Annotated in this window: 20 protein-coding genes and 1 pseudogene; 5 read left to right on the plus strand and 16 right to left on the minus strand. The window is 46.9% G+C overall.

The window, feature by feature from the left end; translation table 11 throughout:
- The first annotated feature begins 119 nt into the window (after nt 1-119).
- Genes BI182_RS08770 through BI182_RS08785 form a run of 4 tightly spaced genes read left to right on the plus strand, consistent with a single transcriptional unit; the run spans nt 120 to nt 3,852 of the window.
- Nucleotides 120-1,184: an ABC transporter ATP-binding protein gene (locus BI182_RS08770; protein ID WP_353744760.1), complete on the plus strand. Its 1,065-nt coding sequence runs from the start codon at nt 120-122 to the stop codon at nt 1,182-1,184.
- On the plus strand, nt 1,171-2,016 hold the full coding sequence (locus tag BI182_RS08775; protein WP_286807036.1) for an ABC transporter permease: 846 nt from the start codon (nt 1,171-1,173) through the stop codon (nt 2,014-2,016). The genes BI182_RS08770 and BI182_RS08775 overlap by 14 nt, the downstream gene beginning before the upstream one ends.
- Nucleotides 2,013-2,792 carry an ABC transporter permease gene (locus BI182_RS08780; RefSeq protein ID WP_070372795.1) on the plus strand — a complete coding sequence of 260 codons (780 nt, stop codon included), beginning with the start codon at nt 2,013-2,015 and terminating at the stop codon, nt 2,790-2,792. The genes BI182_RS08775 and BI182_RS08780 overlap by 4 nt, the downstream gene beginning before the upstream one ends.
- 19 nt (nt 2,793-2,811) lie before the next feature.
- Complete coding sequence (locus tag BI182_RS08785; RefSeq protein WP_286807040.1) at nt 2,812-3,852, plus strand: ABC transporter substrate-binding protein; 1,041 nt, start codon at nt 2,812-2,814, stop codon at nt 3,850-3,852.
- A 90-nt stretch (nt 3,853-3,942) separates the two neighbouring features.
- Here the strand turns inward: BI182_RS08785 and BI182_RS08790 are convergent, their stop codons facing one another.
- Genes BI182_RS08790 through BI182_RS08800 form a run of 3 tightly spaced genes read right to left on the minus strand, consistent with a single transcriptional unit; the run spans nt 3,943 to nt 5,975 of the window.
- Nucleotides 3,943-5,238: a cation:proton antiporter gene (locus BI182_RS08790; RefSeq protein WP_286807042.1), complete on the minus strand. Its 1,296-nt coding sequence runs from the start codon at nt 5,236-5,238 to the stop codon at nt 3,943-3,945.
- 14 nt (nt 5,239-5,252) lie between these two features.
- Nucleotides 5,253-5,555, minus strand: a complete 303-nt coding sequence (locus BI182_RS08795) for an SHOCT domain-containing protein (protein ID WP_286807047.1) — start codon at nt 5,553-5,555, stop codon at nt 5,253-5,255.
- Nucleotides 5,556-5,975 carry a DUF6325 family protein gene (locus tag BI182_RS08800; RefSeq protein ID WP_070372799.1) on the minus strand — a complete coding sequence of 140 codons (420 nt, stop codon included), beginning with the start codon at nt 5,973-5,975 and terminating at the stop codon, nt 5,556-5,558.
- A gap of 201 nt (nt 5,976-6,176) precedes the next feature.
- Here BI182_RS08800 and BI182_RS08805 point away from each other — a divergent pair, with 201 nt between their 5' ends.
- Nucleotides 6,177-6,722: an HdeD family acid-resistance protein gene (locus BI182_RS08805; RefSeq protein ID WP_286807052.1), complete on the plus strand. Its 546-nt coding sequence runs from the start codon at nt 6,177-6,179 to the stop codon at nt 6,720-6,722.
- 75 nt (nt 6,723-6,797) lie between these two features.
- On the opposite strand, the gene BI182_RS08810 is transcribed toward BI182_RS08805, so the two are convergent.
- The 13 genes and pseudogenes from BI182_RS08810 to BI182_RS08875 form a co-directional block, all read right to left on the minus strand.
- Nucleotides 6,798-8,030, minus strand: coding sequence for a chloride channel protein (locus BI182_RS08810; RefSeq protein ID WP_286807055.1), 1,233 nt, complete (start codon nt 8,028-8,030; stop codon nt 6,798-6,800).
- A 138-nt stretch (nt 8,031-8,168) separates the two neighbouring features.
- The gene (locus BI182_RS08815) at nt 8,169-9,215 is read right to left on the minus strand and encodes a GGDEF domain-containing protein (RefSeq protein ID WP_286807058.1); all 1,047 of its coding nucleotides are present in this window, start codon (nt 9,213-9,215) and stop codon (nt 8,169-8,171) included.
- 7 nt (nt 9,216-9,222) lie between these two features.
- Nucleotides 9,223-9,900 carry an L-fuculose-phosphate aldolase gene (locus tag BI182_RS08820; RefSeq protein WP_070372802.1) on the minus strand — a complete coding sequence of 226 codons (678 nt, stop codon included), beginning with the start codon at nt 9,898-9,900 and terminating at the stop codon, nt 9,223-9,225.
- Nucleotides 9,901-10,207: 307 nt separating this feature from the next.
- Nucleotides 10,208-12,940: pseudogene (locus tag BI182_RS08825) on the minus strand (methyl-accepting chemotaxis protein).
- A 369-nt stretch (nt 12,941-13,309) separates the two neighbouring features.
- The gene (ilvB, locus tag BI182_RS08835; protein WP_148638687.1) at nt 13,310-14,971 is read right to left on the minus strand and encodes a biosynthetic-type acetolactate synthase large subunit; all 1,662 of its coding nucleotides are present in this window, start codon (nt 14,969-14,971) and stop codon (nt 13,310-13,312) included.
- Nucleotides 14,972-15,111: 140 nt separating this feature from the next.
- Complete coding sequence (gene ilvD, locus BI182_RS08840) at nt 15,112-16,776, minus strand: dihydroxy-acid dehydratase (protein ID WP_286807077.1); 1,665 nt, start codon at nt 16,774-16,776, stop codon at nt 15,112-15,114.
- A gap of 188 nt (nt 16,777-16,964) precedes the next feature.
- Entirely contained in the window at nt 16,965-18,026 is a 1,062-nt protein-coding gene (gene leuB, locus BI182_RS08845; RefSeq protein ID WP_286807082.1) for a 3-isopropylmalate dehydrogenase, read from the minus strand.
- 51 nt (nt 18,027-18,077) lie between these two features.
- Nucleotides 18,078-19,661 carry a citramalate synthase gene (cimA, locus tag BI182_RS08850; protein WP_228882892.1) on the minus strand — a complete coding sequence of 528 codons (1,584 nt, stop codon included), beginning with the start codon at nt 19,659-19,661 and terminating at the stop codon, nt 18,078-18,080.
- 15 nt (nt 19,662-19,676) lie between these two features.
- Nucleotides 19,677-21,221, minus strand: a complete 1,545-nt coding sequence (locus BI182_RS08855; RefSeq protein ID WP_228882889.1) for a 2-isopropylmalate synthase — start codon at nt 21,219-21,221, stop codon at nt 19,677-19,679.
- Nucleotides 21,222-21,424: 203 nt separating this feature from the next.
- Entirely contained in the window at nt 21,425-22,417 is a 993-nt protein-coding gene (gene ilvC / locus BI182_RS08860) for a ketol-acid reductoisomerase (protein WP_070370560.1), read from the minus strand.
- A gap of 530 nt (nt 22,418-22,947) precedes the next feature.
- Nucleotides 22,948-24,084: a DUF362 domain-containing protein gene (locus tag BI182_RS08865; protein WP_148638692.1), complete on the minus strand. Its 1,137-nt coding sequence runs from the start codon at nt 24,082-24,084 to the stop codon at nt 22,948-22,950.
- On the minus strand, nt 24,077-24,556 hold the full coding sequence (locus BI182_RS08870) for a nucleoside deaminase (protein ID WP_286807095.1): 480 nt from the start codon (nt 24,554-24,556) through the stop codon (nt 24,077-24,079). The genes BI182_RS08865 and BI182_RS08870 overlap by 8 nt, the downstream gene beginning before the upstream one ends.
- 70 nt (nt 24,557-24,626) lie before the next feature.
- Nucleotides 24,627-26,720 carry a bifunctional metallophosphatase/5'-nucleotidase gene (locus tag BI182_RS08875; protein WP_286807096.1) on the minus strand — a complete coding sequence of 698 codons (2,094 nt, stop codon included), beginning with the start codon at nt 26,718-26,720 and terminating at the stop codon, nt 24,627-24,629.
- Nucleotides 26,721-26,829: the final 109 nt, after the last annotated feature.

A 26,829-nucleotide genomic window follows, 5' to 3' on the forward strand; every position in this document is an offset into this window, starting at 1 on the left:
GAATAAATTATTGTAATAGTGCTTATCCATAAGCAATGAATCGCTTAATCAACCCTGGGGAAAGCCTGGGGATTTTTTTGCTTAAATAGATGGTTTCGATACCACGGAGGATTTATGAATTGAAAAAAAATACCGAAAAGATTATACAAGTTAATAACCTGGTTAAACACTATGGGGATAAAACCATCATTGATGAAATTAATTTTTCCATCCGCCCCAATGAATTTCTGACCATCCTCGGCCCCAGCGGCTGTGGTAAAACCACCCTGCTGCGAATGATTGGGGGATTTGAAACCCCGGACTCTGGAGACATTCTTTTTGAGGGACGAACCCTGCTCACTATCCCGGCCAATAAACGGCCGATTAATACGGTTTTTCAGAAATATGCCCTGTTCCCCCATTTAAATGTCTATGACAACGTTGCCTTTGGACTAAAAATTCAAAAGAAATCCAAAGACGAAATCGATCGGCTGGTTCAAGAAATGCTGCGAATGGTTAATCTTCAGGGCCATGAACAACGGGATGTCAATTCCCTAAGTGGTGGTGAGCAACAACGGGTCGCCATTGCCCGGGCGCTGGTCAATCATCCCCAGGTGCTGCTGCTGGACGAGCCCCTGGGAGCCCTGGATCTCAAGCTGCGCAAAAATATGCAACTGGAGCTGAAAAATCTTCAGAAAAAAACCGGGATCACCTTTATTTACGTCACCCACGATCAGGAAGAAGCAATGACCATGTCCGATACCATCATCATTATGAACCGCGGCCGGATTCAGCAGATCGGCTCACCGGTGGACATATACAATGAACCCCGAAACGCCTTCGCCGCTGATTTTATTGGCGAAAGCAATATTCTCGAGGCAGTAATGCTTAAAGACTGTCTGGTTAAACTTCAGGAAGTGGCCATTCCCTGTGTCGATAAAGGCTTTGAGGAAAATGAAGCCGTGCTCACCGTCATCCGTCCGGAAGATATCGAAATTCTCCCCCCTGGCGTTGGCTTTCTTGATGGTTTCATTGAAACGGTGACCTTTTTGGGGATGCACTATGAAATTGTCATGACCTGTCAGGGCATCAACTGGCTGATTCACACCACCCGGGAATTTTTCGCCGGAGACCCAATTAGCATCCAGGTTGACCCCAATAATATTCACATCATGAAAAAGGACAACGACCATGAAATCATTTAAGGAATACATCGCCTATCCCTATGGTCTGTGGATGCTGATTTTTATTGCGGTTCCGCTGTTGGTGGTGATCTGGTTCAGCTTTTTATCCAACCCGGATTTTAAGGCCGGGATCTACACCTTTACTTTGGAAAACTATCAGCAGTTTATGGATCCAGTGTATCTGGAACTATTATACCGCTCGTTTTTATATGCCGTCATTGCTACCCTGATCTGTTTTCTGATTGCCTATCCTCTGGGTAACCTGATCGTTTCCCTACCCGGCCATCGCCAAAATATGATGATTGTGTTGATGATCATTCCCATGTGGGTCAATTTTTTGTTGCGTACCTACGCCTGGATGGTCCTGCTTAGCGGCAGCGGTTTGATCTCCCGATTTTTCGGGCTGCTGGGCTTCCGGGATGTCAGTCTGCTGTACACCCAATCAGCGGTGATTCTAGGCATGGTTTATAACTTTTTTCCCTACATGCTGTTACCCATTTACACGTCCTTAAAAAAAATCGACCCGGATTTATTGCGGGCCGCCACCGATCTGGGGGCTAACCATTTCCAGATGTTTCTAAAAATCAAGGTACCGCTCAGTCTGCCCGGAATTGTTTCCGGCTGTATGATGGTCTTTATGCCAGCAGTCAGCACCTTTGTCATTTCAAACCTTTTGGGCGGCGGCAAATACATGCTGATTGGTAATCTCATTGAACAGCAGTTTTTAACCCTGAACAACTGGAACTTCGGCTCAGCAATATCAATGGTTCTGATGACGATAATCTTTCTGGTTCTCGGTATTGCCCGTTTAATTACCGGGAAAGAACTTGACACTGGAGGGCAGCTGCTATGAGAAAGTTCTTTAAAAACCTGGCCTTTGGTCTGATCCTGCTGTTTTTATACGCCCCGATTCTGGTATTGATTATTTATTCCTTCAATGATTCAAAAATCATGGGGCCCTGGGCTGGCTTTACCCTGAAATGGTATGTGATGCTTTTTCAGGATCGCTACATCCTCCAGGCCTTATATTATACCCTGATCATTGCCGTAGTAGCCACCACTGTTTCCACCCTTGTGGGAACAGTCTCAGCTCTGGGCATTTATCGGATGCGTTCTAAACTGAAACGCCCCTACCTGTTGCTCAATAACATTCCGGTGCTGGTACCGGATATTGTCATGGGGATCACCCTGATGTCGCTGTTTATTTTTATTGGCATGAAAATGGGCCTTACCACCATCATTATTGCCCACATCACCTTTTGTATTCCCTATGTGATCCTGGCGGTGCTGCCCCGGTTTAACCGGCTGCCGGAAAATATTTTCGAGGCCGCCCTGGATCTCGGTGCAACGCCTCGACAGGCTTTCTGGAAGGTACTGTTCCCGGAAATTCTACCCGGTGTGACCTCCGGCGCCCTGATTGCCTTTACCCTATCCATTGATGATTTTGTAATCAGTTTTTTTACGGCTGGCAACGGGGTCAGTAACCTGTCCATCACCATCTACTCCATGGCCAAGGCTGGCATCAACCCCAAAATCAATGCCTTGTCAACCATTATGTTCGGATGTATCATGGTCTTGTTAGTCCTAATCAACATCCGCAGTGAAAAAGGGATTAAAAATATTCAATAAAGCTTATGAGGAGAAAAGAATGAAAAAAATCGTATTAATTTTTGTCTTACTGTGTCTGCCCTTTCTAGCTGGTGGCTGCGGGTCTGATGATCGGGCTGAGCTGACGGTTTATAACTGGGGTGACTATATGGATCCGGAGGTGATCGCTCAGTTTGAAGAAGAATACAATTGCCGGGTCAATTATGAAACCTTTACCTCCAATGAAGACATGTACGTCAAGGTCAAAAACTCATCCGACACCTACGATGTCCTGGTGCCTTCTGATTATATGATTGAACGGTTGATCCAGGAAGAAATGCTCCGACCGATCACAAAAGACAATATCCCTAATCTGGCCAATATCGATGCTTCGGCCCAGAATCTGGCCTTTGACCCCGGCAATCAATACTCAGTACCTTATTTTTACGGGGTTCTGGGAATTGTTTATAACACGGCGCAAGTCACCGACCCGGTGGACAGCTGGAATCTGCTCTGGAACGACAAGTACGCTTCAAAAATATTAATGTATGACAGCATCCGCGACAGTATGGGCGTCTCTCTCAAACGTCTGGGTTTCTCCATGAATGAAACCAGTGAAGCCAATATCAATGCCGCCCGGGATGCCCTGATCGCCCAGAAGCCCCTGGTGATGGCCTATGTCACCGATAACGTTAAGAGTCTGATGGCCAGCGGTGATGCGGCCATGGCAGTGGTTTACTCCGGCGATGCGGCGATTATCATGAATGAGACCGACAGTCTTGATTTTGCAGTTCCCAAGGAAGGTTCCAATGCCTTTTATGATAATTTTGTTATTCCCAAAAATGCCAAAAACCCGGAATTAGCCGAACAATTCATCAATTTTATGCTGACTCCGGAAATTGCCGCCAAAAATATTGAATATGTCGGTTACTCCTCACCCAACGCTCCGGCCCTGGCCCTACTGGATGCCAGCTGGTCTGAAAATGCCGGTTTTAACATCAGCAACGAAGATCTGGCCCGCAGCGAAATCTTTAAAGATCTCCCCAATGATGTGATGGAGATTTACAACCGGGCCTGGACCGAGATAAACGTATCCAAATAATATAAAACAAAAGAACAACCTTTCCGGAGATTATTTTTCCGGAAAAGTTGTTCTTTTTTCTTTTCTTGTGTTATTACGTTTTCACCCTTATTATTTCAATCGCTCATATGCCTTACCCACGGTGAGTCCCTGAAATACCGTGGTAAACAGCACAATGGCATAGGTGGCAATCAGAAAAATGCTGTAGGTATCCGTCGCCAGCGAAGTCCCCGTGCCCATGACCAGTGCCAGACAAAGCCCTCCTTTTAAGCCAGCCCAGGTGAAAAATACCGTAAAACTGAATTTTGACATTTTTAATGGTAGATTTTTTACAAAGACCACATTTCCGAATACACCAGCGGTTCGGGCGATGGTATTGATTAATATTGAACCAATCAGAATGATCAAAATTGCAATATTGGAGAATCCTTCGAGATTGCGGATATCCACAAACAAAAGCCCTACCAGTAAAAACAGAACCCCATTTAACAGGTTATCAATCACTCCCCAGAAATCATAAAACAGGTCATGGATTTCCTGGATTTCCTGATCCATCCCCCGTTTTTGCAAGCGGGCAATTCCGGTAGCATAAAAGAGGCCGCAGATGACGGCCGCGATCGGCCCGGAAAAACCGAGATATTCGCAGATCAAATAGGCCGACATGACTGTTAAAATACTGGTAAAGATTTTAATATATCGGTTTTTGGTCTGTTTAAAGACCACTGACAACAACAGTGCAACGACCAGTCCAACCGCCACCGCCCCTAAAATATCGGCAAACAGCCCCCAGACAAAGCTGACCAGGGTCAGTTCGGTGCCGGTTTGTTCTAGAATGCTCATCAGCGTGGCAAAAATTGCCACCGCTACTCCATCGTTAAACAGTGACTCGCCTTCAATAATCAAAGACAATCGGTGGGGCAGGCCCACCTTGCTGAGAATGCTCATGGCTGAAATGGGGTCCGATGGAGACACAATCGATCCCAGAATCAAGGCCTCAAGAAAACTCATGTTTAACTGGAACAAATAGGCCAGTCCGTAAAATAAACTGCCGTAAACCAGAATCGACACCATTGTTCCGATAATTGCCATCCTGCCGATTAAAAACTTATCCTCGTTAAAGTCATTGAATTTAATCCGGGAAGCGCCGCTGAAAAGCATAAAACATAGAACCCCGTGAATCAGAAAATCATTGAAATTGAACTGCTTAACCAGATCCAGCAATTCTTCCGGCAATGTCAAGGCATGCAGCTGTTGAAGCAGGATCAGGATCAGACAAAAACCGAATCCAAAAACGACCAATCCAATTTCATAGGGCAGTTTGATTGTTTTTTCATTGATAAAGCTAAAGACCACCACCAAAAAAAGCACCACCGTAAATAGAATCAGCAGTTCATTAAAATTATACATCGATCTGGTTTCCGTTAAACGCCTAAAATTTGTCGCTTCTTGGCCTCAAACTCCTGTTGCGTTAAGATCCCCTGATCACGAAGCTGACCCAGCTTGGCTAATTGGGCCAGTTGTTCGTCAAAATCCACTTCCTGCTGATAGCTTTGTTGTTGTGAAACCTGCTGCTGTTGATAGGCTTGTTGCTGTTGCTGAGCATAAGCCTGCTGATCTTTTTGGGCAAACCGCTGGGCCTGGCGACGACTGACATTATTTGATACGGCTGTGGCAGTTCCAGCCACAACAGCGGTTCTGGCTACTCCTCTTAATAATCCGGCCATTTAGTTTTCCTCCTCTTCATCCAATTCAGCGGCGGCATCCGGATGGATTCGCCCTTCTGAAACCAGTTTACCGTTGGCATTAATCAGGGCCCGTTTAAGATCCTTTGCCCATAATTGTTCAATGATCAATAATCCGGCGGCGTTGTTGGGTGCCAGTACCTCACCAACTTCTTCGGTATCTTCCATGGAAATCAACCCCGCTTTTTCCCGGTGCAGAGCAGCAATGGATTGGGCCAGTTCACCATCCAGATTATTCAGTTCCAACGACACCACATTGCCGTTCTCATCTTTGAGAATCACCGCCAGATCAAGCACGTTGATTATTTTCTTGCTGACCGCATCGGTTAGGGCACTCAGCACCTCTCCTTTAAACTGGTTCCCTTCAAACTCCAAAACAATGTAATCAATTGGACCACGCATCTGTTTCTCCCTTCTGTATATCGTGATGATATACGACCCATGTTTAGATTTTGAATTCTTGTGTACTATTCGTTGTTTATTTACCCAAAATATTTTTAATTCAACAATTTAAAATATTTGTTTAGACATTTAAAATTGGGGAATCAATAAAAGAGAACTTATATCAGTTCACAGAAATTATTCTTACTAGGAGGTTTGAAAATGGAAAATGTTGTCGGTAATGTAACGAAAGGCCACAAAGGTCTGGGGATCGCCGCTTCAATTATTATGGTTCTGCTGGGGATTGGGGTCTTTGTTGCACCGCAATTCTTTGTCAACATGATGATCTGGATCTTTGTTATCGGTTTAATGATTTATGGTGTTTTTATGATTTATGACTATGCCAAAAGTGAAATTAAAAATGGCTGGAGCCTGACTTCCGGAATCATGGCCGTCATTCTTGGTTTTCTGCTTATCTTTGCACCAGCTTTGGCCCGGGCTGAGACTTTCGGATTTATGCTGGCCTTTATGACCTTATTCACCGGCATTAATCAGATCACCGCATCTTCGGTAATGAAAAAGCAGGGCGGTTCTGGTACCGGCTGGCTACTGGCAGCTGGGATCATCAACACCATCCTGGGTTTCTTCTTCCTCTTTAATCCCTACGTTATGCTGTTTGCATTCTCAATCATTGCCGGGATGTATTTAATCGTCGGTGGAATTGCCCTGTTCGCCTCCACCATGTCAAGCCATCCTGCAGAGCAATAAGTATTGTATCCAAAACTGTTACTTTTTTTGTATACGCTTTAAAAAAAGATCTGAGCTCAGCGCCCAGATCTTTTTTTATTCTGTTTGATCAAGTCCCAAAAATCCCGGAACCGGAATGGCGCTACCAATCACTGCGCCAATCACCAGTGGAATAATCGCACTCAGGGGAAACATAATCAGCAATAATAAAATTACCGCCAATGGTTTTCGAAGGATTGCTCCGGTGAGACCAGAAGCAACCACAGCCACACAAAAAATGGGATCGATGGGTAGTAAAATCGCAAACGCATAGCCAATTGCTGCCCCGGAAAAAATTACTGGGAAAATATGGCCACCCCGCCAGCCCAGTTCCAGGCAGATATTGGTGATCAGCAGTTTGACAATGGCAGTTACAAAGAGTAGCCCGACACCAATGCTTTCCCAGCCCGTCATCAGTCCCGTCATTTGGTGTTCTCCGGAAAACATGGTGTAGGGTAAAAATATCCCCACCCCGCCGAGAATCACACCGGCTACCACCGCTTTCACCACCACCTTGTCTTTAAGCGGATGAATGGCTTTTTTGACAATGCTCTTAAAGATGAAATAAAGCATCCCCAACAGACTCCCTGCCAGAGCCAGGGGAATCACCAGTGTCCATTCATTGGTTCCCAGGGTTTTTATCTCCGGAAAATTTCCCAGACCCGGTCCGCCACCGATTGCATGGGACAATAACCGATATGCCCCCAGCCCACCAAGAATTCCCACAAAATACAATAAGATCTTGGTATTTTTGGGTATTTTTTTTACACTGCCGTCATCCTCAATCTGATTGACAAACCCAAATAAGGGTGAATTAAAAATGACGCCAATGGTGGCTGCCATCCCAATTTCGGCGATTTTATCCACTTCTGCCAGGGCAAATTTGAGTTTGTCGGAAAACCAGAAACATAAGCCTACGATAACCCCGGAAAGCCCGGCTTCCGGCCCCAGACTGCCACCGAAAACCAACGGCAACAGTGCCGCCATCCCAACAATATGGAGATTATTATAGGGAACCTTTTCTCCGCTTTTTACCTCCGCCATGATTTCCGAAAGTTCTCTGGGATAGGGGCCAAAGCGTTTTTCCCATAAGCCGACCAGCACCCCTCCCAGCGCACAAACCACCAGCGGATAAACAGTTAAATTTATATTTTCCGGGATAACATGCCAGATAATTTCAATGCCGTGATTTAATAAAAAGAGAATCAGCCAGGTGATCCCCCCAATGATCCCGCCTAAAAAACCAACAACCAGAATCATCACCAGGTTCTTTTTCATCTCAAGCCACACGTTTCACCTCCAGATGCGTTCCCGTCACGAAGCGCCCGCTTGTTACCAGTCGCCAATGACACGATTAGAGTCATTATACCCTAAATTTACCCAAACTCGCAATCGCATCCATCAGTTTTAAAATTAGTACCACCACGGCTACAGCTGTTCGGTGCTGAATTGTACTCGATTTTTGCCAAATTCTTTGGCCTTGTACATGGCACTATCCGAATAGTTCAGCAGTTCTGCCGTGGTGATTCCATCCCGGGGGCAAAGTGCTATCCCGAAGCTGGCACTGATATTTAATTCCATGTTTTCAATTTCAAAGGTCTCCAGCAGTGCAGAGCGAATTTTTTCCACATATTCTAAAATTTCTCTTTCAGTGAGATCACGTTGAATAATCAGCGTAAATTCATCGCCCCCCAGACGTCCCAGCATATCCTCCTGATAAATAATCTTCTTCATTTTATCGGCAATGGCTTTTAGTAGCAAGTCCCCAATATAATGGCCTTTATAATCGTTAATTTTTTTAAAATTATCCAGATCGATAAACACCACTGCAAACTGTGCCGCTTCTTCCTGATGGCGGTCAACCAGAGCATCCAGCTTACCAATAATCATCTCACGGTTAGGCAGTCCGGTTAAGACATCGGTAAAGGCCAGATAATTGAGCCGCACCTCCCGCTGTTTCATTTTGCGGTTCAGTTCCTTCAACTTAACATTCTGTTGTAAGAATTCTTTTTCCGAACTGGCCAATTCATCATATAGGGCGCTGAGTTCCTTCTTCTGTTCGGTTATTTCACTTAACTTGGTATTAAAACTATGCTCATAAAAAGAAATAATACTGATTGTAATAATGGTACACAGCGGCACCACCACCCCCGGGAGTGCCTCCAGATTACTCTGACCGATAACCACCCCGAAAAGCACCAGCAATGACGCCAAAATATTTATTGCCACCGCAATCTGATAGCCTTTATCCCGTACCGCAACCACCAGATAGACCGACACGATCACTTGAATTTGTGCAATAACCCCAGCAATATTGCTTAAAGCTGAAAGCCGCACCTGGAGAAAAATAACAGTTATGAAAAGGATTACGCAAATCGCAATTTTAAACCCCGAAACCATTTTATTTTCTGTCGCCGTTTTTTTCTTTTCCAGGTAATTTTTTTTCAGACGTGTCAAATTCTTGCTTTTTTCCATCGATTCCTCACTCATCTTTTTCATCTGGTTCATCACGGGACATTTTCTGACCGTAGAAACTACCAAACTTGACGACCATCCTTGCCATTTCATCCTCATCCAGAATCACCGGGGTGCCAATGGCCCGGGCTTTTACATAAACCTCGGCGCAATGCTCAATTTGTTCGGCAATGTTAAAGGCATTGAGAATATCTTTGCTGCCCGTCAATAAACCATGGTTGGCCATTAACACCGCAAAGCGATCCTGCATCGCCTCAAAAGTTTTTTCTGCCAGTTCCCGGGTGCCAAAGGAGGCATAATCGGCGCAGCGCACATCCAAGCCTGAATAGGCCACCAGATAACTGGATGCCGGTAGCGGCTGGCGCAGGGTTGCCAGGACGGTGGAATAAACCGAATGCGTGTGAACCACTGCTGCAATATCATCCCGCCTGACATAAAAAATCCGGTGCAGTTCATATTCACTGGAGGGCTTTCGCTTGCCATCAACAATATTCCCATCGAGATCCATCACCACCACATCTCCTTCAGTGGTTTCAAAATAATCGATGCCACTGGGGCTGACTGCCATCAGGCCCCTTTCCCGACTTAAAATACTGATGTTGCCACCGGTTCCTTTGGTTAATCCGGCCGTAATCATCTTGCGGCAATACTTCACCACATCTTGCCGTTCTTTTTGTAATAGCACCTTATCACCTTCTTACTTGGCTATCGTTTACTTAGGCTGTAAAACAACAGAATCGTTTTTTTATGCACTATTTTTATATTTTAACACAGCGAATTTGGCTAGACAACCTGTAGCGCATGATGTGTCAAAATTTTTACCACCGGCAACAACTATCATCCTATTTATCAGCTCAATCTATTAAAAATGCCCTGCCGATCAATCCTGTTTGACTGCATCGGCAAGGCTTTGTTGTTAGCTGTTCCTGGTTTTTCTAATAATTCCCTCTGTTTCTTATCAATATCAGGCTGATCACCAATTATTCTGTCTTTTAATATTTGTCGTTGTCATCCAGCACAATTTGGGGTTCAAAGGAAAGATCTGCTTCGATTTTGACCGCCTTTTTTTCCTCCAATCGAGTTTGTATTTTTTGCGTCTGGCCAATACGTTTTAATTCAAAGGCGCCAACCATTTGTTTGAGCATTTCAGCCTGACCTGATAATTCTTCACTGGCTGCAGCACTTTCTTCAGCCGTGGCCGAATTTGTTTGCACCACCTGGGAAACCTGTTCAATGCCCTTGGTAATCTGCGCTATTTCCGATGCCTGATCATTGGATGCCTGGGCAATGTTACCTACAAGACTGGTTACCTGCTCAATTTCATTCAGTATTTCTTTGAGACTTTCAGCTGTTTCATCGGCAATCCGGGTGCCTACTTCCACTTTGTCGATGGAGCCTTCAATCAGACCCGTGGTTTCTTTTGCAGCCTCCGCACTTCTGGCCGCCAGCGTTCTAACTTCTTCTGCCACTACTGCAAAGCCTTTGCCATGCTGTCCTGCCCGGGCTGCTTCCACAGCAGCATTCAAGGCCAGAATATTTGTCTGGAAAGCAATGTCATCAATGACCTTGATGATTTTTGAAATATTATTGGAGGAATCACTGATTTCATCCATGGCGGTAACCATTTTTTCCATCTGATCATTTCCCACTTCGGCATTTTTTCGGACTCTTACGGCCAATTCATTGGCCTGATTGGCATTCATGGCATTTCGCTTAGTTTCTCCGGCGACTTCTTCAATCGATGCCGCTAATTCCTGGATCGCGCTGGCCTGTTCCGTGGTTCCCTGCGACAGATTCTGACCACCATCCGAAATCTGTCTGGCCCCCATTTCCACCTGTCCAGCGGCATCATTGATCTCCTGCATGGTCTGGCTGAGTTTGTCATTAATCGCATTGAGGGAGATCTTGATCGGCAGGAAATCGCCCAGATACTCGCTTGTAATTTCCTGATTTAAGCTACCCTGTCCCATGGCTTCCAGAGTTTCTGAAATTTCGTCGACATAGCGTTTTAAGAAGACGATCGTATTGTTTAAAGCATTCTTGATCTTGGCATGGTCGCCTTTGTATTCACCAGCCATTGTAATTTTCAGATTTCCGGTGGATAACAAATCCAGAATCTCTGCTGCTTCAGTCAGTGGCTGTATGATGGCATCCAATGTCTGATTAAAGCCATCGATGACCTTGGCAAATTCACCCTGGAATTTAGAGGCATCACCCCGATTTGCCAAATCACCTTCAACGGCAATACTGGCCATGCCTTCCGTTTCCTGAACCAGGTTTAAAATGTTTTTAATCATCGCAATCAGGCTGGGGTTTAGCGTATCATTTTCGCTTCGCTTGCCGATCTGCATCAATGTTTCCAGATCACTCATATCTCCGGCCGCAATATGCGTAGCAACATTAACCACCCGAATCAGACGCTCATGCACCGCATTGATGGCTTTTGCAATATCGGCGTAAATTCCCAGATACTGACCGGTCATTTCTTCGGAATAATCATTAACGCTCATCTTTTCAAGAATCCGTTTACCTTCCGATAATGCACTTAAACCCTCAATACAGGTGTTTAAATTGTTTTTTATGATATTAAAATCACCATTGTAGTTATCCGTAATTTTTGGCGGAATAATTCCCCGACTGATCTGCTCCACATAGTCAGCAGCGACATTCAGCGGCCCGACCACCGCATCCAGCGTCGCATTTACGCCTTCAACGATTTCTCTATATCCACCGGTAAAAGCCGATGTATCGCCTCTGGTGTTCAGTCTTCCTTCCACAGCAGCAGCCGACAGCCTATTTGCTTCTTCAATCAGCGCCCGAATGGTTTTAATAATCTGTTTAAGTGCCGGTGCCAATTCATCCTAGTCATCCCGAGGTACAATGTTGGCACTGACATCCCCAGCTGATACATCGTTTAATGTACCGACAATCACTGTTTGAATGCTATCTGAAAAAGTATCCAATGCATCTGCCATTTCGCCGACTTCATCTTTTCGATCCATCTTAAGTCGGATCATAAAATGGCCCTGATTCATCTCTTTTAGACCTTCAGAAACCTTTTGGATGGGTTTTCCGATAATCTTACTTAAAAATATTCCCAGCGCAATGGCAACGATCATCCCTAAAATTGTGATAACCGACATAAGGGTAACTGCCGCAGTGGTGTCGCCCGTATTTTCACTGATTTGGGCTTCTCCGGAATCAACCTTCATTTTGATAAGCTCACCCATTTCTGTGGTCGCAGCTTCAAAAGATGCTGTCAGTGATCCCGTTTCATCAAGCATTGCCAAGGCTTCTGCATCTTTGTTTTCTGCTGCCAGACCGGCTGCCGTATCAATCTGTTTTTCAGCTTCGGCAATGGTTTCTTTTAGCTTGGCAAACTCGACCCGCACTTCTTCTTTTACAATGGTCTATTCAAATTGATCCATTGATGAGCTGATCACTTCTTTATCAGCTGCAATCTCTTCAGCATCTTTTTTAATTTCAGCTGGGTCGGATTCTAAAACCATATCCACTAATTGATATCTCATTTTTTCCAGACTTGAAAGTAAGTTTCCAGTACTCATATGCGCAGTGGTCACATTATTGTAGGAATCAATGTAGGATGCATTAATTTTATTTAGATTAAGCACACCTATTAATCCGACAATCCCTGCCACCAGCGCCACCAATATAAAACTGCTTACCAGTTTCCGGGTGATCTTCATATCATAAATCCATTTCATTTTGCTTCGCTCCTTTGTTGAAGTATTAATAAATATTTGCTGATGCATTCGTGGGTTTTAATTTTAGTCAGTGTTAATTTTTTCGTAGTTGAAACAGATTTTCGCTCCTTTCAAAATAAACTCATTTTTTTGCTTCACTGCACCGCCGTGTCAGTTAATAAAAAACACTATACTTATTATTCAATCATTATTATTCAATCATTATTATACAATTTTTATTATTGAAATACTATTGCAATTTAATAATAACTAATATTTATTATCTGTATTGATTTCTTATTCGCAACTACAAAAAGAAGAAACTTTGCTTAAGAGTCGCTACTCCATCGGCAAAGTTTCTTCTTTTGTTTTTTATTGTTTGCAAGTAATCTATTCGTAATAAATCTCGTCAATGGCACAACCGGCCGGGACAATCGGGTAAACCCCTTCTTCGTTGGAGATCTTGACGTGGACCAGTAAGGGGCCCGGTTGATCTTTGATTGCTTCCAGTGTCTGATTCAGTTCGTCCATGTTGGTGACTTTGTAGCCGGGAATCCCACTGGCAGCGGCCAGCATGATGTAGTCGGTACATTGAACGATGTCGGTTTGGGCATAGCGTTTGTCGCTAAAGAGCTTCTGCCATTGCCGGACCATCCCTAATGATTCGTTGTCAAACAGGAAGATTTTTAAGGGAATCTTATACTTGCTGACGGTGATCAGCTCCTGACAGTTCATCCGGAAACTGCCGTCACCAGCCACCAGCAGTACATCGGCATCGGGATTGGCCAGTTTAACGCCGATGGATGCCCCCAGGCCATAGCCCATGGTGCCTAAACCGCCGGAGGTAATAAACTGAGCCGGACGCTTGACGTTCCAGTATTGGCCCACCCACATCTGATGCTGGCCCACCTCGGTGACCACAAAGGCTTCCGGGTAGGCGGCGTTGATGGTGTTAAGAATATTCTTGGGGTGGTAATCCCCTTTTTCGGCACAGGGGATAACCCATTCTTTAATTCTTTTATACCACTCCGGATAGGTCTTTTCTTCAATGTCTTTGGTCAATAGTGGCAGCACATCTTTGATATTGCCCTGAATCTGAATTTCGGCCGGAATATTTTTGGCAAACTCAGTGGGATCCACATCGATGTGGATGATCGTTTTATTGCGGACAAAGGCATCGCAGTTACCAGTGACCCGATCGCTGAAACGGGCGCCGATGGCGATCAGCAGATCGGAATTGATGACCGCCAGATTGGTTTCCTGAAAGCCGTGCATCCCCACCATACCCATCGACAGCTCGTGATCCCGGGGAATGCCCCCCAGGCCCATCAGCGAGTTGGCCACCGGAATGCCGGATTTTTCGGCAAAGGCCAGCAGTTCGACCTGGGCCTTGGATTTAAGCACCCCGCCACCGGCATAGATCATTGGTCGCTGGGCCTTGTTAATGGCGGTTACCGCTTCTAAGATTTTTGATTCCTTGATGTCCGGATAGATCTGGCGCAGCTTGGGGATAAACATTTTCTGGTATTCGGTTTTAGCCAGGAAGATGTCCTTGGGAATATCGATTACAACCGGGCCGGGCCGTCCCGATTGGGCGATGACAAAGGCCTCCCGGATGGTGTCGGCCAGGTCTTCTACCTTGGTAACCAGATAATTATGCTTGGTAATCTGCATGGTCACGCTGGTGATGTCAATTTCCTGGAAGGAATCCTTGCCCAGCAAAGGCGAAGCCACCTGCCCGGTGATGACAACCAGGGGCACCGAGTCCAGATAGGCATTGGCAATTCCGGTGATGGCATTGGTTGCGCCGGGGCCGGAGGTGGTAATGGCGACCCCCACCGTATCACTGGTTCGGGCATAGCCGTCGGCGGCATGAACCCCATTTTGTTCATGACAGGGGCCAATTTCGGTAATATCATGGTCGAGTCGGTAGAAGGCATCAAATAATGGAATGACCACCCCGCCGGGGAATGAAAAGACATGTTTGATGCCCTGTTCTTCCAGACAGCGGACGGTGATTTCCGACCCTAATAATAATTCTTTGTTATTCAAATCTTCACTTCCTTTCTGTTTTGGTTGAGATTGGTTAGCTTATCAGGTCGTTTGCGGGCGATCACGGATGACCAAGGGGTCAGACCCTCGCCCCTACGAACCAGAATTCAGGTTTGTTTATTATCAGTTTTTGTATTTTTTTATTTTTCAAAGACGGCGCCGGTGGAGGCGGAGGTTACCAGTCGGGCGTAGCGGGACAGATAGCCCGTTTTGATCTTGGGCTCCAGCGGTACCCAGGCGGCTTTACGCTGAGCCAGAACGGCATCGTCGACCTTAACGGCCAGAGAACGATTGACAATATCAATGGCAATGATGTCGCCTTCTTCAATTAAACCGATGGTGCCACCCGCCGCCGCTTCCGGCGAGACATGACCGATGCAGGCGCCCCGGGTGGCACCCGAGAAACGACCATCAGTGATTAAAGCGACATCCTTATCCAGTCCCATCCCGGCAATGGCCGAGGTTGGGAACAGCATTTCCCGCATTCCCGGGCCGCCTTTGGGGCCTTCATAACGGATCACCACCACGTCACCAGCCACAATTTTGCCGGCCTTGATGGCAGCAGTCGCTTCTTCTTCGGAGTTAAACACCCGGGCTGGGCCTTCGTGTTTTAACATTTCCGGAGCCACGGCCCCCTGTTTGACCACGCCACCGTCGGGGGCCAGGTTGCCAAAGAGCACCGCCAGTCCACCGGTGGGGCTGTAAGGCTTGGTCAGTGGACGGATGACTTCCGGGTTTTTATTGTAGACACCGGTCAGGTTTTCAGCAATGGTATTGCCGGTCACCGTCATTAAACTGGTATCGATCAGATCGGCATCGGCCAGCGTTTTCATAACCGCCTGAATCCCACCGGCAAAGTATAGATCTTCCAGATGGTGATTTCCGGCCGGGGCCAGTTTGCACAGGTGGGGGGTTTTGGCGGAAATCTCGTTGACTTCCTGCAGGTCGATACAGACCCCGGCTTCATTGGCAATGGCTGGTAAATGCAAGATACTATTGGTGGAACAGCCCAGGGCCATATCACAGGCCAGAGCATTTCTGAAGTTGGCATCGGTCATGATGTCCCGAGGTTTGATATCCCGTTTCCACATTTCCATGACCTGAATCCCGGCTTTTTTGGCCAGTCGCACCCGTTCCGCAAATACCGCGGGAATGGTGCCGTTGCCAGGCAGACCCATGCCCAACACCTCGGTCAGGCAGTTCATGCTGTTGGCGGTAAACATTCCGGAGCAGGAGCCGCAACCCGGGCAAACCGAATCTTCAAACGATTTAAGCTCAGTTTCATCAATTTTGCCAGCATTAAAAGCGCCCACCGCTTCGAAGGCGGTATTTAAATCGGTGTCTTTCTGACCCACCGCTTTACCGGTGAGCATTGGCCCACCACTGACAAACACGGCGGGAATATTGAGCCGGGCGGCCGCCATCAGCATACCAGGAACCACCTTATCGCAGTTGGGAATCAAAACCAGCGCATCAAGGGAATGAGCGGTGGCCATGATTTCAATGGAATCAGCAATCAGTTCCCGGGACGCCAGCGAATATTTCATTCCGACATGACCCATGGCGATGCCGTCGCAAACACCGATAGCCGGGAATTCAATGGGGGTTCCCCCGGCCATGCGAACACCTTCCTTGACGGCTTTGGTGATGGTATTTAAATGGATATGGCCGGGAATAATTTCATTAAAGGAATTGACCACCCCGATTAAAGGTTGCTCCAGTTCTTCGTCAATATAACCCATAGCTTTGAATAAAGAACGTTGTGGCGTTGTTTCGACGCCTTTTTTTACACGATCACTTTTCATTTGATATCCTTTCTGTTGTGGTTTTGATATTTTCTAATAACTCGAATTGAGGGTGCGGGCGATCACGGATGACCAAGGGGTCAGACCCTCGCCCCTACAAAATAAATATTTTTTGATTTGAATTACCGGGGCGGCAGGCGGTTGACAACCGCCACTACAAACCGAAATTTATGTTCGTTCAGAAATTTCTAAAGGTTTTCGATTATTTTCTGGCCCATTTCAACGGTGCCAACCAGGGTCATGCCTTCACTGAAGATATCACCGGTGCGGTAGCCCTGAGCCAGGGTTTTTTGAACGGCGGCTTCAATGGCATCGGCTTCCGCCGTCAGATCCAGAGAATAGCGCAGCATCATCGCTACCGAGACGATGGTGGCAATCGGATTTGCTTTATTCTGGTTGGCAATATCGGGAGCCGAGCCATGAATCGGTTCAAACATACCAAACTTGCCTTCAGCCATGCTGGCAGATGGCAGCATCCCGATGGACCCGGTGATCATGCTGGCTTCGTCGGATAAAATATCACCAAACAGGTTACCGGTCACAATCACGTCAAACTGTTTGGGGTTAATGACCAGCTGCATGGCGGCGTTATCCACATACAAATGGTTCAGTTCGACCTCCGGGTAGTCTTTGGCCACTTCTTCAACACAACTGCGCCAGAAGCGGGAAACTTCCAGAACGTTGGCTTTATCGACATTGGTCACTTTTTTCCCACGCTTCATAGCAATTTCAAAGGCTTTTTTGGCAATCCGCAGCACTTCTGGCCGACTGTATTTCATAATATCCCAGGCTGCTTCATCACCGTCCCGGCCTTTTTCACCGAAATAGACATCACCGGTCAACTCCCGAACCACCATAATATCCAGGCCGTCACCGATAATTTCCGGTTTCAGCGGACAAGCCGCCTTTAATTCTTCATAAAGAATGGCTGGTCGCAGATTGGCATACAGGCCCAGACTTTTTCGCAGACCCAGCAGACCAGCTTCCGGTCGTTTATCACCCGGCAGATTGTCCCATTTTGGCCCACCCAGGGCACCCAACAGCACGGCGTCACTGGCCAGACAAATGTCCACGGTTTCCTGGGGTAATGGGTTGTCACAAGCATCGATGGCGGCTCCGCCAGCTAATACTTCGGTATAATTAAAGGTATGGTTGAATTTTTCAGCAATTTTATCTAAAACTTTGATGCTGGCTCCGACAATTTCAGGTCCGATTCCGTCTCCGGGAATCACGGCTATTTTATAATTCATTTGTTCTCCTCGTTTTGCAAAATAATTTTGTAATTTAGATGATCGTTTAATTTATTTATTTTCCCGTTCTTCATCGCTAAGTAGCTTATATTCAATGGAATCAATCAGGGCAATGAGGCTGGCTTCGATGATATCGGTGGACACCCCGACATTGGTCCAGATGTCGATGCCATCAGAGCTTTCAATCAGCACCCGAACCTTGGAGGCCGTAGCCGATTTGGAATCAATGACTCGGACCTTAAAGTCGGTCAGGCGCACCTCGCTGATTTTGGGGTAAAAGACTTCCAGCGCTTTTCTCAGCGCCTTATCCAGGGCATTAACCGGGCCATCCCCCTCGGCAGCATTGATCTCTGATTGACCGTCGACGTTGATTTTAACCACGGCGGAGGAACTAAGAGCTTCTTTGGTATGAGTTTGTTCACCAATGGTTTTGAAATCTTCCAGGGTGAAAAATGGCTTGTGCAGACCCAGCTCTTTGCGGATCAGCAGTTTGACGCTGCTTTCGGCCCCTTCAAACTGATAGCCCTGGTATTCCAGCTCTTTGATGCGATCCATCACCCGGGTGGTTTCGTCGGACTTCTTGGTCAGGCTGGGGTCAACCTCGTTGATCAGCTGGATAATGGTGCTACGGCCAGAAACTTCGGACATCAGAATCCGCCGTTCGTTGCCGACTGCTTCTGGCGAAACATGTTCAAAGGAGGCCGGATTTTTCATAACAGCGTCGATGTGCATGCCACCCTTGTGGGCAAAGGCTGACTTTCCGACAAAGGGCTCCCGACCAGTAAGGGCGTAATTGGAAATTTCGGCGATCCGGATGGCCGAGGAGGTCAATTTTTGCAGTTCCGCATCAGCCAGACAATGGAAACCCATTTTTAACTGCAGATTCGGAATAATGGTGGCCAAATTGGCATTGCCGCAGCGTTCACCATAGCCCAGGAAGGTTCCCTGAACCTGACGGGCGCCAGCATGAACGGCCATCAATGAATTGGCCACCGCCAGCCCACTGTCGTTATGGCAATGAATGCCTAAGGGAATCCGCATTTTCTGGCGGACAGTGGTGACGATTTCCTGAATTTCATAAGGCAGGGTGCCGCCGTTAGTATCACAAAGAGCCAAACAATCAGCTCCCCCTTCCTGAGCGGCCAGCAGGGCTTCGATGGCATAAGCCGGATCATTTTTATAACCGTCAAAGAAGTGCTCGGCATCAAACGTCACATCTTTTCCCTGAGCCTTTAAATAGGCCATGGTTTCTTCGATCATTTTGAGGTTTTCAGCCAGGGTGGTTTTGATGATGTCGGTGATGTGGAAGGTCCAACTTTTTCCAAAGATGGCTACCCCCGGGGTTTCAGTTTCCAAAATGGCTTTTAAGTTGGCATCATCTTCAACGGCAATGCCGCCCCGCCGGGTGCTGCCAAAGGCCACCAGTTTGGCATGATTAAGGTGGATCCCCTTGATGCGATTGAAAAACTCAATATCTTTAGGATTGGAGCCAGGATTTCCGGCTTCAATGTAATCAATCCCCATTTTGTCCAGGGTTTCGACGACCCGGATTTTATCTTCCACCGAAAAGGAAATTCCTTCGGCCTGGGCTCCATCTCGCAGCGTTGAATCAAAGACTAATATTTTTTCTGACATGCCAATTCCCCCTTATCACAGTTTTGAACCGAATTCTTCCTGACCTTGACTCTCTTTGATATAAAGCATCTGGTTCACGGCGTCAACATAAGCTTTCAGACTGGCATCGATAATGTCGGTGCTGAGCCCCCGGCCATGGTAGACATGAGTGCCATCGGATATTTTGACCTGGGCTTCACCTTGGGCATCGGTTCCGTCAGTAACCGCCGTCACCCCATAATCAATCAGGGTCAATTCACAGTCAACCAATTCGCTAATGGCTTTAAATCCGGCACTGATTGGCCCATCCGCCAGGGACACACCTTCAATCAGATCACCATTTTTGCGCAAGCGGATGGTGGCGGCAGTGGAAATGGTGTTCCCTGTGCTGATGACAAAACGGTCCAGCGAATAAACCTCGGGTATTGCCAATTGTTTTTGTTCCACCAGGGCCAAAATATCCTTGTCGGAAATGACTTTTTTCTTGTCGGCCAGAACCTTAAACTGATTGAATAAATCCAGGATCTCCTCTTCGCTGAGGCTATAACCCAGTGAGGTCAGCTTATCCACAAAGGCATGCTTGCCAGAATGTTTGCCCAGCACCATTTTGTTTTCTTTTAAACCGATCGATTCCGGTGTCATAATTTCATAGGTTTCTTTATTGGCCATCATCCCGTGCTGGTGAATGCCGGATTCATGAGCAAAAGCATTTTCGCCGACAATCGCTTTATTGGGCTGAACCCGAACCCCAGTTAACTTGGATAACAAGCGACTGGACCGGTAGATCTGGGTGGTGTCAATATTTGTATCGACCTGGTAAACATCATAACGGGTTTTGAGGGCCATGACAATTTCTTCCAAGGCGGCATTACCAGCCCGTTCGCCGATGCCATTAACGGTACATTCCACCTGACCGGCGCCAGCCTGAATGGCCGCCAGCGAATTGGCGACCCCCAGCCCCAAATCGTCATGGACATGAACAGAAATGGTAGCCTTATCAATGTTGGGAACGTTGTTGCGAATGCCTTCGATAAATTTAAAATATTCACCGGGAGTCGTATAACCCACCGTATCCGGGACATTGACAATGGTAACCCCCTGATTGATAACCCCTTCCAGCACCCGGTATAAGAATTCCGGCCGGGTTCGGGAGGCATCTTCAGCCGAGAACTCCACCTCACCACACAGGTTACGGGCAAATTTGGCCATGGCAATGGCCTTTTCCAGCACCGCTTCCGGGGACATCCGCAGCTTGTATTCCATGTGGATATCCGAGGTTGCCAAAAAGTAATGAATCCGGGGATTCACTGCGCCTTTTAAGGCTTCATAGGCGGTACTGATATCTTTTTCGGTACTGCGGGCCAGGCTGGCCACCGTGGCATTTTTAATCTCATTGGCAACCAGTTGAACCGACTCAAAATCACCAGGAGATGCAATGGCAAACCCGGCTTCAATGACGTCAATTCTCAGGCGTTCGAGCTGTTTCGCCATCTCTAATTTTTCTTTCAGGTTCATACTGCAACCCGGTGACTGTTCCCCATCTCGAAGGGTGGTATCAAATATTTTTACTATTCTGCTCATTGCATCTCCTCCTAATTATTTTGTTTTTTTGTTATAAAAAAAGGCAGAAGGACTTCTGCCTTTGAGGTTGTCGATAAACTACCGTACCGACCAATTGTTAATCTGTTGTTCGCTACGGAATCGGACAGGCTACGCCGTGTCCGCTCCGATGCGTACAACATGATGTAACAATTGTCGGTACTGGGTTATCCTTTTTGTGTCTGTTATTTTTTAATCCAGGACATCATGGTTCGTAATTCTGCGCCAACTTTTTCTACCTGAGTTTCTGTTTCAATTCGTCTTACAGCGTTGAAGTATGGGCGGTTGGCCTGGTTTTCAAGGATCCAGTTACGGGCAAAGGTACCATCCTGAATGTCATTAAGAACACCCTTCATGGCTTTTTTAGTTTCTTCAGTGATAATTTTGCTGCCCGTGATGTAATCACCATATTCAGCGGTATCACTGATGGAATAACGCATGTAGCCCAGTCCGCCCTGAACAACTAAATCGATGATCAGTTTCATTTCATGAACACATTCAAAATAGGCGCTTTCTGGTTGGTATCCAGCTTCAACTAAAGTTTCAAAACCAGCTTTCATTAAAGCAGTAACCCCGCCGCAAAGAACAGCTTGTTCACCGAAAAGATCCGTTTCAGTTTCTTCTTTGAAGGTTGTTTCAAGGATACCAGCCCGACCACCGCCGATTCCGGAAGCATAAGCCAGACCCAGATCATGGGTATTGCCGGATGGATCCTGGTAAACAGCAATCAGACAGGGAACCCCACGGCCTTCCTGATATTGACTTCTGACGGTATGTCCTGGTCCTTTGGGAGCAATCATAAAGACATTCACATCCGCTGGGGGAATAATTTGACCATAGTGAATATTGAAACCATGAGCAAATACCAGACTGTTGCCTGCTTCGAGGTTTGGTAAAATACTTTCTTTATAGATGGCAGCCTGTTTTTCATCAGGAAGCAGAATCATGATAATGTCTGCGGCCTTGGTGGCATCAGCGGCAGTCATAACTTTTAAACCGGCTTCTTCAGCAATCGCCCAGGATTTGCTGCCTTCATACAGACCAACAATGACATTGACCCCTGATTCTTTCAGGTTCAGGGCATGAGCATGACCCTGACTTCCGTATCCAATAATTGCAACTGTTTTTCCATCGAGTAACCCCAGATTACAATCCGCATCGTAAAATAATTTTGCCATTTTTTAAATTTCCTCCTTGAAATGCTTTAATAATTTAATTTTCTAATTATATAAATTCACTTGATGTGACCATTATATACTCACGTTAGTTGTGTAAACTAAAAAAATCCGCCTCTGTATAACAACAGAGGCGGATATAAGTATCCACGGTACCACTCTAAATTTAAAATAGCTTTACAACTATTTCCTCTTCTGGTCTGAACGCAAGGCGAACCTAACCATAGTCATTTAACGTTGACATCCCGGACGGGATCACGGCCTTCCCTACTAATTGGGTAAATGTTCAGGTTGGCAGCTCGCAAGTGAGTATTACATACCATTGTACTATTGGAATCACACCATCCTCCAACTCTCTTCAATACAATCCTTGGTATCTTTCTCTTGGTCATAGCAGTTGTTTTATTTGATTATTATTTTACTTACTTTAAGTATTTGAATCATTATATCGATTTATTCTGCCTTTGTCAATCACAAAATATCTGTTAAATCATGATATCGGTTTCTAGTTTGAACCATTGTAAAGCCAACTCTTAAACCTCGGTGATTTCATATTCCTTATTGCCCAGCCCCAGCTTGACAGCGTGATCGACACAGACCTTCCAGTTGGTATCCGGATGAACCAGGGTGAATACATCCATATTGGACAGATCATGCCCTTCATGTTCAACAATTCGTTCTTCGGCGCAGCTGCCCCGGAGAATCCGGGCGTTATTGCAGGCATCCGCACAGGCCATATCCAAAGCCACCGGATCGAGGGAGGCAAAAATGCCGACATCCTGGATAATCGGCAGATCGTTCTCAACGTGGCAATCGCAGTTGGGTGACACGTCAATAACAAAACTGATGTGGAATTGCGGGCGCCCATCCACCACCGCCTTGGTATATTCAGCAATTTTTTTATTGAGGACATCATTGCTTTCATCATATTTGGGCGAAATGGCATCAAAGGGACAGACCCCAATACAGCGGCCGCAGCCAACGCAGAGCTCATCCTTGATCCGGGCTTTGCCATCCTCGACCCGATAGGAAATGGCCCCAAAGGCACAGATTTTGCCACACATCTTGCAACTGCGACATTTCTTTTCTTTAACAAAAGGTTTGCTGTTGGAATGCATTTCCATCTTACCCCGCCTGGAACCGCAGCCCATTCCGATGTTCTTCAGGACCCCGCCGAAGCCGGTGTTTTCATGGCCTTTGAAATGGGTCATTGAGATAAAGACATCGGCGTCCATAATCGCCCGGCCGATTTTGGCACTGGTAACACATTCGCCGCCAGCAAGCGGCACCTCAATATCATCGGTGCCCTTTAAACCATCGCCAATGATTACATGACATCCGGTAACAAAGGGATTATAGCCATTTTCATAAGCAGCATCCATGTGCTCCAGAGCGTCTTTTCGCCGGCCGACGTAAAGGGTGTTGCAGTCGGTGAGAAATGGCTTGCCACCTTTTTCCCTAATCATGTCAACAATTACTTTGGAATAATTGGGACGCAGATAAGCCAGATTTCCCGGTTCACCGAGATGGATCTTTATGGCCGCAAATTTGTTTTCAAAATCAATCTCGGTCATGCCAGCAGCAGTGACCAGTTTTTCCAGCTTTTTTAAAATATTATTAGAACCCGTTGTCCGTAAGGTCGTAAAATACACCTTTGATTTGCTACTCATCTTCATTTCTCCTTTGTTTGAAAAAATCTTTCAGTATTTCTTCACATTCTTGTTCACAGATACCCGGGTAGATTGCCATCTGTTTGGGGAGCATCGGGTGTTGGCCCAGCCGGGCCGTCGATTCGACCCCGCCAAATTTCTTTTCGGCAGCACCATAAACCAGCACCGGAATCCGGGCTTGAATAATGGCCCCCATACACATCACACAGGGTTCGGCGGTAACATAGAGCTGACAGTCGTCCAGCCGCCAGCGCCCCAGTTTTTCGGCCCCGGACCGGATCACCAGCATTTCGGCGTGGGCAGTTGGGTCGGCCAGACTTTCTTTCCGGTTATGGGCCCGGGCCAGGATCCTGCCATCGCAAACCAGCACTGCCCCGATTGGAACCTCGCCTTTTTCGGCCCCGATCCTGGCGGTCTCGATGGCCAGGGCCATCAGCTCCTGAAGGCTGTATTTTTTGTCGATCGATGGCACCTCCCTTCATTGAACATCAAAGCAATTCGGCAATTTACACCGAAAAACTCGATTGCTTTGATGTCTGTTTTCATAAACAATTTTGTAACGTGTGGGCGAACAGACCACAGCCTGTAGGCCGAACAGTGTGAAAATTCTTTGATGTAAACAGGCAGCAAAGCTCCGCACACCTGCCTAAAACAAGTCCCCAGCCCCATTGTCCATAGCCGGTACGGGGATTATTGGCCGACTGCTTTTGGCCCGGTTGCACTGACTGCGGATTGAGTACCGGTTGCGGGGCGGCTCCGGCGGTTACATTAGGTGTGTTAATAGCTGCCATAAAACGGTCGTTACCAGCGTTCTGCAGATAGTTGATAAAGGCTTCGTCACAGGCTGAATACTCATTGATGATGGCTGCCGCCTGTAAGCCCGGGTAGTCTTTGCTGGTGGCCAGATAATTATTGCAGGCAAGGGTGTAGGTGCGATTGGGGTCCAAATCCACTCCACCGACCTTGGCCGAATACACCCGTTGGCCCGCTGGTTTCGTTAAATCATAGGCGGCGGTGATGCCACTCCATTGAAGATAGCTGCCGCTGTTGCCGGGCCAGGAATTGTCATTTTTGTCTTTGGCAATCTGGTTGTTAACACCGATTTCGATGCTGGTTTCCAGCATTTTTTTGATGTCGGCGCCGGTCACCTGTTTGGTCACCAGATAATTACCAAAGGGCAGGACGTCGATCACCTGTCCCTTGTTGATCTCCCCGGCCGGAATCTGAGCCCGGATTCCCCCGGCGTTTTCCACCGCAATTTCGGCGCCGGTAACAAAACGATAACTGTCGGATAGAGCTCGACCCAGGTTTAGCTCGCCCAACCGGACATCCTGCCAGATATTCTCAGTGGCACCGCCCAGTTTAACCGGGGTATTGCCAACCACCTGTTTTTTGATGGGATCTTCCCGAGCTTCAATCGCTGCTGTTAAGGCTGTTACCGTTGGGTCAGCGGGAATCAACTCATCGGTTGCCTGAGCAACGGTCGTCAGGTTTTCGGTTTTACTCACAACCGTATAGGTAACTTCCGTCGCATCAAGTTGAATCTCTGGCGTCGGCGACTCGATACGTTCTTCATCTGAAACTTGGATTCCTTCGACGTCGGTTTCATCACTCTCACTTGCTTCCCATCCAGCTTCCGCTGGGATTTCTTCTGACACTTCCAGTTCAGGTAGTTCTGCCGTGATTTCGTCATCCGCTGCGGTTTCGCTGGCTGCTACTGTTTCGGTTGGTGCTACTTCCCAATTCTCCGCTTCCGGAACTTCGATCCGGCCCGCCAGCGCCACTGCTTTTTTCAGTGTCAATTCAACCTCACCCACGGCACTGGAGTAGCAGCCAGTCTGAACAATCAGGGTGCCGTTGACTTCGCGGTTTTCGACATCATGGGTATGACCATCAACAATCACATCGATTCCCGGGGCGCCCTCGGCGATGGCATCACTGCGCATTAAGGTGCCATTATCCGAATCACCGATATGGGTCAGGGCAACAATCACATCGCAGTTCTGGGCTTCCAGCGCCGCCACCGATTGCTGAGCGGCGACCAGCACCGATTCCCGGGTACCAAAGGTCAACCCCGCCACATTGGCCGGGGCCGTATCGGAGTAAATATCCGGGCTGATCAATCCAAAGACACCAATTCGGATGACTTCACCATCCACAACAATGTCTTTAATTAGATAATCGTCACTAAAAAAGGGCTTGCCGGATTCGCTATAGGTCACATTGTTGCCTAAAATTTTAGTATTGGCCATGGTGCCCAGCTCCAGTAACCGGGCGCTGCCATAATTAAAATCGTGATTGCCGGGTGCAATGGCATCAAAACCCACCGCTGCCATCAGTTCGGCAATCGAACCGCCGGTTTCGATGGTGGCAAAGGACTGGCCATGAAAAATATCCCCGGCATCCACCACCAGATCGGGCTTTTCCTGATTGATGATGGTTTTAAGCTTGGCATAACCGATGGTGTTGTTTTTAACACTGTAACTATAACGGGAATGGGTGTCATTAGTATGAATGATCTTAAGGGTGATGGTCTGATCGTCGTTGACGGTGGCGGCAAAGGCGGTGGTGCCAAAACAGCCAGTAACCATCATTAACACCAATACCCAACCAAGAACTTTGTTAATCTTCTTCATCACAACTCCTTTTTGGCTTTCTGGTATTTTATACCCATTATATATTTTTTCTACGGGATCGCAAAGTAATAAAACCGATTTACTAAATAAAAAAACTGCTCCGGGGAGT

This window comes from Acetobacterium sp. MES1 (genome assembly GCF_002237635.1).
In the GTDB taxonomy this organism is placed as follows: domain Bacteria; phylum Bacillota; class Clostridia; order Eubacteriales; family Eubacteriaceae; genus Acetobacterium; species Acetobacterium wieringae.